We start from the raw sequence: 8,183 nt of genomic DNA, 5'->3' as shown, positions 1-8,183 counted from the left end.
AGAGGAGAGCGCAAAACCCAGCAGCGCACTGTCAGGCACTGACAACACGGCTGCGGAGAGCGCACCAGAAGCCATTGTCGCGACCACAGCCACTGCGCAAGAGCGGGTCGCTGACAGAGTTGCTGAAGAGGAGAGGGTCGCTGACCAAACAGAGGCAGAAGAGAGTGCTGCTCGGGAAATAACAGAAGAGGAGCCTGCAGTCGAAGCAACAACAGAAGCAGCGAGTGCTGGTGAAAAAAGTGCAGAGGAACAGCCGGTTGTCACGGATGAAAGCGCAGAGGATGAAGCGGTCGCTGCAGAAGAAGCAGTCGCTGAGATAACTCCAGAAGAAGAGCCTGCTGCCGACGCGGCCGCAGAAGATGTGCCGGTTGTCGTTGAAGAAAGCGCAGAGGATGAAGCGGTCGCTGCACAAAGCACAGAAGAAGAACCAGTCGCTGCACAAAGCACAGAAGAAGAAGCAGTCGCTGCAGAAGGAGCAGTCGCTGAGATAACTCCAGAAGAAGAGCCTGCTGCCGACGCGGCCGCAGAAGATGTGCCAGTTGTCGCTGCAGAAAGCGCTGAAGATCAACTGGTCGCTGTAGAAGAAGCAGTCACTGCGGTAACTCCAGAAGAAGAGCCTGCTGTTGAAGAGGCCGCAGAAGAAGAACCGGCCGTCGCTGCAGAAAGCGATGCAGCAGAACCGGCCGCTGCAGAAATCTCTGCAGAAGAACCTGCCGCTGAGATAACTACAGAGGAAGAAGAGCCGACTGCCGAAGCTGGCGCAGAGGAAGAAGAACCGGCTGCCGATGCAGCAGAACCGATCGCTGCGGAAATCGCAGAGAGTGTGCCGGTTGTCGCTGAAGAGACCACAGGAGCTGAACCCGTCGCTGAAACAACTTCAGAAGAAGAGCCTGTTGCCGAAGCAGTCACAGAAGAAGAATCGGCTGTCGCTGCAGAAAATCCTGCTACAGAAGTTACTACAGAAGAAGAGCCAGCCGCTGCAGAAAGCGCTGAAGATGAACCGGTCGCTGCAGTAACTACAGAAGAAGAGCCTGCTGCCGAAGCTGTCGCAGAAAAAGAACCGGCTGTCGCTGCAGAAAATCCTGCTACAGAAGTTACTGCAGAAAAAGAGCCTGTCGCTGTAGAAGAAGAACCAGTCGCTGTAGAAGAAGAGCCTGTCGCTGTAGAAGAAGAACCAGTCGCTGTAGAAACCGTGGAGGAAATACCGGTCGCTGCAACTGCAGAACGTGAACCTCTTGCCCCCACGGAGCAGGATAATGGCTCTTTGGGAGCGGCAGCCAACACAGATCTGCCGTCTGACAGCGCAACAGACTCCCCCTCGCGCACAGCAGAGCTGGCTCCAGAGTCAGACAGCGACCACGCAAAAACGCAGCCACCCTCTGCAGAAAGCAGCCTCCCCGTTGCTGTCGCAGCGGCGCTCCCTCCGGAAACAGCAGTAGAAAAAACTCAGACAACACCATCGGTAATGGCCTTGACGGCAGTACATGCGGAAGTGGTACAAATCCCCCTGCCCTCTGGATTTGCGGCGGTCACTCTGGCTGCTCCGCCACCGCTGTTACCCTCCTGTGCCTCCCTGTCGCCCCTGCCCGCAAACGAGGCTCCCCCACCGCCAGTACAGTGGTCGGTGCAACGCTTGCAAGAGTGTTTTGGCGAACGGGTGGAACGATTGGTGGAAGAGATGGCGCGCCAGATGTTGCGCACCATGTTGCCCGGCATGCTGGAAGAGGCCATCCGGGCTGAGTTGCAACGGATTAAACAAGAAAGCACAGGGGAGAGCACTGCGCGCGCGACCCCTGCTCCTGAAGAGAAGTGCGAAGGAAACGGTTGATGAGCATGTCGGAATCTTCACTACCCAAAGCCTATGATCCTGTCGGAGTCGAACGGCGTTGGTATGCCCATTGGGAAGAGAGCGGCTATTTTGCCGCTGGCAGCAAGGGAGATCGTCCCTCTTATTGTATTATGATTCCGCCACCCAACGTGACCGGTACGCTGCATATGGGTCATGCCTTTCAGGATACCCTGATGGATGCCCTGATCCGCCAACGACGCATGCGTGGCGAACACACCTTGTGGCAAACTGGTACCGATCATGCTGGAATTGCCACGCAAATGGTGGTAGAGCGGCAGTTGGCCGCCGAAGGCAAAAGTCGTCATGATCTGGGCCGTGAAGAGTTTCTCAAGCGGGTCTGGCGTTGGAAAGAGGAGTCAGGAGGCAGCATCGTGCGCCAACTGCGCCGCCTGGGCGCCTCCTGCGATTGGCAACGCGAAGCCTTTACCATGGACAGCCACCTTTCGGCGGCGGTGCAAGAGGTGTTTGTACGCCTCTATCAGGAGGGGTTGATCTATCGAGGCAGTCGCCTGGTCAACTGGGATCCGGTACTGCATACGGCTGTCTCCGATTTAGAGGTGATCTCCGAGGAAGAGGAGGGATTTCTCTGGCATCTGCGCTATCCGCTGGCCGATGGCAGCAGTTCGCTGGTGGTGGCTACTACCCGCCCAGAGACCATGCTCGGCGACAGCGCCGTGGCCGTGCATCCTGAGGATGAACGCTATCAGCATCTGATTGGCAAAGAGGTGCGTTTGCCACTGGCTGAACGCTTGATCCCTGTCATTGCCGATGAATCGGTCAAAATGGATTTTGGCTCCGGTTGCGTCAAGATCACCCCGGCCCATGATTTTAACGACTATGAGGTCGGAAAACGCCATAACCTGCCGCAAATCAATATTTTCACCATCGATGCCACCCTGAACGAACAGGCTCCTGCCGCCTATCAGGGCATGGATCGCTATGTCGCCCGCAAACAGATCATCGCCGATCTGGAAAAGATGGGCTTACTGGTTCAGGTGGTTGCCCATCGTTTGATGATTCCCCGTGGTGATCGCAGCAAAGCGGTGGTCGAACCCTATCTGACCGATCAATGGTTTGTACGCGCAGCCCCCCTCGCCACCGAAGCAATTCGTTGCGTCGAAGATGGTCGGATTCGCTTTGTCCCCGACTCCTGGAAAAAAACCTATTTTGAGTGGATGCACAATATTCAGGATTGGTGCATCTCGCGACAGATCTGGTGGGGCCATCGCATCCCGGCCTGGTATGGCAGCGATGGCAGCATCTTTGTGGCCCGCAACAAAGAGGAGGCCCAACAACAGGCCCTGGCCCATTATGGCCAAGAGCTGCCTCTTACCCAGGATAATGATGTACTGGATACCTGGTTTTCCTCTGCCTTGTGGCCCTTTTCCACCTTGGGCTGGCCGGAACAGACCCCCGAACTGCGCGCCTTCTATCCCACCGATGTGCTGGTCACCGGCTTTGACATCATCTTTTTCTGGGTCGCCCGCATGATCATGATGGGGCTGAAATTTACCGGCGATGTGCCCTTTCGTACTGTCTACATCACCGGTCTGGTGCGCGATGGCGAAGGCAATAAAATGAGCAAATCCAAGGGTAATGTCTTGGATCCGCTCGACCTGATCGATGGTATCGATCTGGAAGCGCTGCTCGAAAAACGAACCCGCGATTTGATGCAGCCACAACTGGCGGAAAAAATAGCCGCCGCCACCCGCAAAGAGTTTGCCCAAGGCATTCCCGCCTTTGGTACCGATGCCCTGCGCTTTACCATGGCCAGCCTGGCTACCCAAGGGCGCGACATCAAATTTGACCTCAACCGTATGGAAGGGTATCGCAACTTTTGCAACAAACTGTGGAATGCCGCACGCTTTGTGCTGATGAACACAGAGGGGCAAGAGAATGGCGCCCTGCCGCCCGATGCCGCCCTGTCGCTGGTGGATCGCTGGATCCTCTCCCGCCTGCAGGGGTTGCTGCGCACGGTCGATGACTCCTTGAGCAAATATCGCTTCGACGAAACCGCCACCGCCTTGTACCATTTTCTCTGGGGCGAATATTGCGACTGGTATCTGGAGTGGGTAAAACCGCGTCTCTATGGCCAGGAGACACTGACTGCAGAGCAGCAACAGAACACACGGCAAACCATGCTGCATGTTCTGGAGCAGGCCCTGCGTCTGCTGCATCCATTGATGCCCTTCATCACCGAAGAGTTGTGGCAAAAGGTGGCCCCCTTGAGCGGCTGTCCACAACCGATCGGCTCGCTGATGTTGGCCTCCTGGCCACAAAGCCGCTCCTCCTGGCATAATCCCGAGCTGGAAAGGCATATTGCCCTGGTCCAAGAGGTGGTAACGGCTGTGCGCACCCTGCGCAGCGAAAATAATATTCCCCCCGGACAACGCTTGTCGCTGTTGGTCGCCGCCGATCCGGCAACCCTGGAACAGAGCTTTCGCCCCTATGAGGGGCTGATTCTACCGTTGGCCCGTTTGACGGGATGGCAAGCGTTGACCGATGAGGCGCCGGTCGGCTGTGCCGTTGCTGTTCTGGCCTCGATCAAACTCTATCTGCCCCTGGCTGGGGTGATCGATGCGGAAGCGGAATATGCCCGTCTTAACAAAGAGTTGCTGCGTCTGGAAAGCGATTGGCAACGGGTCACAGGCAAATTAAACAATCCTGCTTTTTTGGCCAACGCCAAAGCCGAAGTGGTGGCCAAAGAACAAAAAAAGGAGCAAGAGTTGGCAGAAAAACGGTTGGGTATGCAAGAGGCGTTGCAGCGCATGGATGAACTACGGAGGCAAAGATGAATTTTGTCTGGTCTGGTCACTGGTCGGAAACCATCAAAAATGCCCTGTTTCAGGATATAGGCCGGGGGGATATTACCACCAATGCCATCGTCCGACCGGGACAAAAAGCAGAAGCGGTTTTGATCGCTCGAGAAGATCTGGTGGTCTGTGGTTTGCCGGTTATCGCAGAGGTATTTTCCATATTGGACAGCCGGATCCGCATGTTGCCGGAGACTCCTGATGGCGGTGGGGTCCAGGCGGGCAATATCATTTGTACCTTGAATGGTCCAGCCCGCAGTATCTTGACCGGAGAGCGGGTAGCCTTAAACTTTTTCCAAAATCTTTCGGGAGTGGCCACCCTGACCCGGCGTTTTGTGGAGAAGATTGCCGGTACCAATGCCCAGATTATCGACACCCGCAAAACCACCCCTGGCTTGCGCCAGTTGCAAAAATATGCCGTGCGCATTGGCGGTGGACGCAATCATCGCATGGGTCTGGATGATGGCGTGTTGATCAAGGAGAATCATATCGCGCTGGCTGGCAGCCTCACCGAAGCGATTAAACGGGTGGAAGAGTCGGTCAGCCATCTGCATCGCATCCAGGTGGAGTGCGAATCCCTGGAACAGGTTCGGGAGGCGTTGGATGCCGGTGCCCATGCAATTCTCTTGGATAACATGAGCCTGGAAAATATCCGCCGCGCCGTCGATCTGGCCAGTGGCAAGGTGTTGCTGGAAGCCAGTGGCAATGTTACCCTGGACAATGTTTTGGAGTTGGCAGAGACCGGCGTGGATCTGATCTCCGTGGGCGCCATTACTCATAGCGCTGTCAGTAAAGATGTCTCCCTGTTGGTGAAAATTTGAGTCAGGAGAGCGTAACGGAACTAAGCGGCCAACGGATGGCCTCGCTGCTGCGCGGCTCTCTCTTTCGCCCAGAGCTCTATCATCATTATGCGCTGTTGGATTCCAGCAACCGACAGGCCGCAGAATGGGCGCAACAAGGGGCCGCAGAGGGTACGGTGGTGGTGGCCGAGCAGCAAAGCCAGGGGCGAGGCCGCTTGGGGCGACACTGGTTCTCACCAGTCGGCATCAATCTGTACTGCTCGCTGTTGCTGCGCCCGGCAGTGGCACCGCGCCATGCGCCACAATTGACATTACTGGCCGGTTTGGCATTGTGGAAAACGGTGCAGCAGTGGGGTATAGAAGAGTGTCGGCTCAAGTGGCCCAATGATCTGCTGTTGCGTGGACGCAAAGCCGCCGGTATCCTGACCGAAATGCGGGCCGAGGGAGAAAAAACCCATTATGTCATCGTTGGCATCGGGGTCAATCTGAACGGCAGTCGTGGCGATTTTCCCGATCCGTTGCAGGAGCAGGCTATCCATTTGGCAGAGGCTTTGCCCTTTACCATAGATCGCGGACTCTTTTTAGCCGATCTGCTGCTGCAGTGGGAAGCGCTCTATGGAGACTATCTACAGAAGGGATGCGCCCCCCTGGCGGCAGAGTGGTGGCGCGTGGCTGATTGGGCTGGCCGCCCGCTCTCTGTACGTCTGGCCGATCGCTCCTTTGTCGGGGAAGCCGTGACATTGGATGCGGATGGTTGTTTACTGGTACGGTGTGCCGATGGTATGCTGACCCGTGTGGTGGCTGGTGATGTGGCGCTTCTGGGAGAGGATTGAGCAAACGCATGCTTCTGGTGATCGATGTCGGTAATACCAATATTGTCTTGGGGGTGTATCAAACAGACGAAAACGAACCCTTACCGGTTGCCGGACCCTACGAACGGGATGGACGGGGCAAAATTTTGTTGCGCCATTGGCGGGTGGCGACGCGCACCGAGCAAACCAATGATGAATATGGTATTTTATTTGCAAACCTCCTGAATCTGTCGGGTTTGCAGATGCAACAGATCAGTGCCGCCATCATTGCCAGTGTGGTCCCCCCACTCCAGGCAACTTTGGTACGCATGCTCAAACGTTATTTTCATCTGCAACCGTTACTGGTTGGACCGGGCATTAAAACCGGCATGCCGATTTTGTGTGACAATCCGCGCGAGGTAGGTGCCGATCGCATTGTCAACGCGGTGGCGGCATATGAGAGATTGCGCAAAGCGGTTTTGGTGGTGGATTTTGGCACAGCGACCACCTTTGATCTGGTCAGCGAGCGCGGAGAATATCTGGGAGGCGCCATCGCCCCCGGTTTAGGCTTGGCGACCAAGGTGTTGTCGGAAAAGACAGCACAACTGCCGAGCATAGATTTGGTTAGTCCACCGAGTGTGATTGGTCGCAATACGGTAGGGGCCATGCAATCGGGGTTATATTGGGGATATGTTGGGTTGGTGGATGGTTTGGTGGAACGCATGATCGCCGAATCAGGATTTACTTCGGTGCACATACTGGCTACAGGAGGGTTGGCACGTATGATTGCCGGAGCGAGCAAATGTATTGAGCAGGTAGATGAATTTTTGACCTTATCCGGTCTGCAACTGTTATACGAACGCAATCGTTAGGAGCATCCCGTGTCTGCGCATGCCTCGATTATCTCCAGGGCGATGCCCTTAGGGGTATTGATCCTGTTAGCTGGGGTGAATCTGGCCCTGTTTCTGACCATGCCATCGACCAGTCAAGAGGATATCTGGTATGGCCCGCCGATTACCGGACGGCGCCTGGCGCTGGCGGATGCCAAGATCAAGGAGGCCCCTGCACCACCCGTGGTGCAGCCGGTTGCCCCGGTTGCCAAAGCCAAACCGGCCCCTGTCAGCGAACAGGATAGCAAGGGGGAGTATATTGTGCAGACGGGCGGATTTTTTGATCAAGGGATAGAGACGGTTTTGGAGCGCTTGCGCAAAGGGGGCTTGGAACCTTGGGTCCAGACCAGTCGGGAAAAGGTCAAGGTCAACTCGCTGCAGGCAGGACCGTTTGCCAACAAAAAAGAGCTGAAAGAGGCAGAGGCACAATTAAAGGCAGCCGGGATTGCCGTCAAAGTTGAGGAGAGCTGGGAGGGCTCGGTCATTGCTCTGGGCCGCAGCTATGCTTTGGGCGAGGCGCTGCAGGAGATGGAAAAGATTCGCAGCAAAGGGGTACAGATGCTGCGTTTGGTCAAGGTGGAGGAGGATCGTTCGGTCAGTCGGGTTTGTGTGGGCCCCTATCCGTCGAAGGCCAAAGCCAATGAAGCGAGTGCACGGGTAGCCAAACTCAGTCTGACGGTACCGGTGGTCAAGGAGTGGGCCGCCCCGGCATCAAAATAGGCCGCGGTGATGCACCAATGCGATTGTGTTGAGCCAAGCTCTCGCAGACAGGCAGGGAAACAGTTTGTGCCAGCACAGCAGCACAAGGGCGTGCACCCAACTGCGATGCGCATAGCAACAGACAGAAAAGAGACAAACAAGCGCGCCATATCGCTGCAGGAGGAGCAGTCGATTGCAGCAGAGGCGCGGCGCCACAAGAAAAAATTTCCCTGCGTAGGTTCTGATTTTTTTCCATGGCAATCACATTTGCAAATCAGAAAATTATTATGGAGGTCCAGGAGGAGATTATCTCCTCCTGGTGGGTGCAGGGCAAAGCCCTG

At 56.0% G+C, this 8,183-nt stretch carries 7 protein-coding genes; all 7 read left to right on the top strand.

Features of this window, described 5'->3' with window-relative positions; translation table 11 throughout:
* The coding region (locus tag EJP87_RS06705; RefSeq protein WP_227657500.1) for a hypothetical protein at positions 1-1,828 on the top strand (1,828 nt) is incomplete at its 5' end.
* 5 nt (positions 1,829-1,833) lie between these two features.
* The gene (locus EJP87_RS06700; protein WP_130471094.1) at positions 1,834-4,644 is read left to right on the top strand and encodes a valine--tRNA ligase; all 2,811 of its coding nucleotides are present in this window, start codon (positions 1,834-1,836) and stop codon (positions 4,642-4,644) included.
* Positions 4,641-5,483: a carboxylating nicotinate-nucleotide diphosphorylase gene (nadC, locus tag EJP87_RS06695; protein ID WP_130471087.1), complete on the top strand. Its 843-nt coding sequence runs from the start codon at positions 4,641-4,643 to the stop codon at positions 5,481-5,483. The genes EJP87_RS06700 and nadC overlap by 4 nt, the downstream gene beginning before the upstream one ends.
* A complete protein-coding gene (locus tag EJP87_RS06690) occupies positions 5,480-6,295 on the top strand; it encodes a biotin--[acetyl-CoA-carboxylase] ligase (RefSeq protein WP_153188662.1) in 816 nt (271 codons plus the stop codon). Before nadC ends, EJP87_RS06690 begins: the two co-directional genes overlap by 4 nt.
* Positions 6,296-6,303: 8 nt before the next feature.
* Positions 6,304-7,125 carry a type III pantothenate kinase gene (locus EJP87_RS06685; RefSeq protein WP_130471093.1) on the top strand — a complete coding sequence of 274 codons (822 nt, stop codon included), beginning with the start codon at positions 6,304-6,306 and terminating at the stop codon, positions 7,123-7,125.
* A gap of 9 nt (positions 7,126-7,134) precedes the next feature.
* A complete protein-coding gene (locus tag EJP87_RS06680; protein ID WP_130471085.1) occupies positions 7,135-7,863 on the top strand; it encodes an SPOR domain-containing protein in 729 nt (242 codons plus the stop codon).
* A 66-nt stretch (positions 7,864-7,929) separates the two neighbouring features.
* The coding region (locus EJP87_RS18405; RefSeq protein WP_227657497.1) for a hypothetical protein at positions 7,930-8,183 on the top strand (254 nt) is incomplete at its 3' end.

It is taken from the genome of Candidatus Magnetaquicoccus inordinatus (assembly GCF_004217665.1).
In the GTDB taxonomy this organism is placed as follows: Bacteria; Pseudomonadota; Magnetococcia; order Magnetococcales; family Magnetaquicoccaceae; genus Magnetaquicoccus; species Magnetaquicoccus inordinatus.
The sequence above is the reverse complement of the archived record's forward strand: the minus strand, read 5'-3'. Positions and strand labels throughout refer to the sequence as shown.

Excerpts from the sequence above, each read along its gene's own strand:
- EJP87_RS06700 (WP_130471094.1), top strand. The coding sequence starts at position 1,834 with ATGTCGGAATCTTCACTACCCAAAGCCTATGATCCTGTCGGAGTCGAA.
- nadC (WP_130471087.1), top strand. The coding sequence starts at position 4,641 with ATGAATTTTGTCTGGTCTGGTCACTGGTCGGAAACCATCAAAAATGCC.
- EJP87_RS06685 (WP_130471093.1), top strand. The coding sequence starts at position 6,304 with ATGCTTCTGGTGATCGATGTCGGTAATACCAATATTGTCTTGGGGGTG.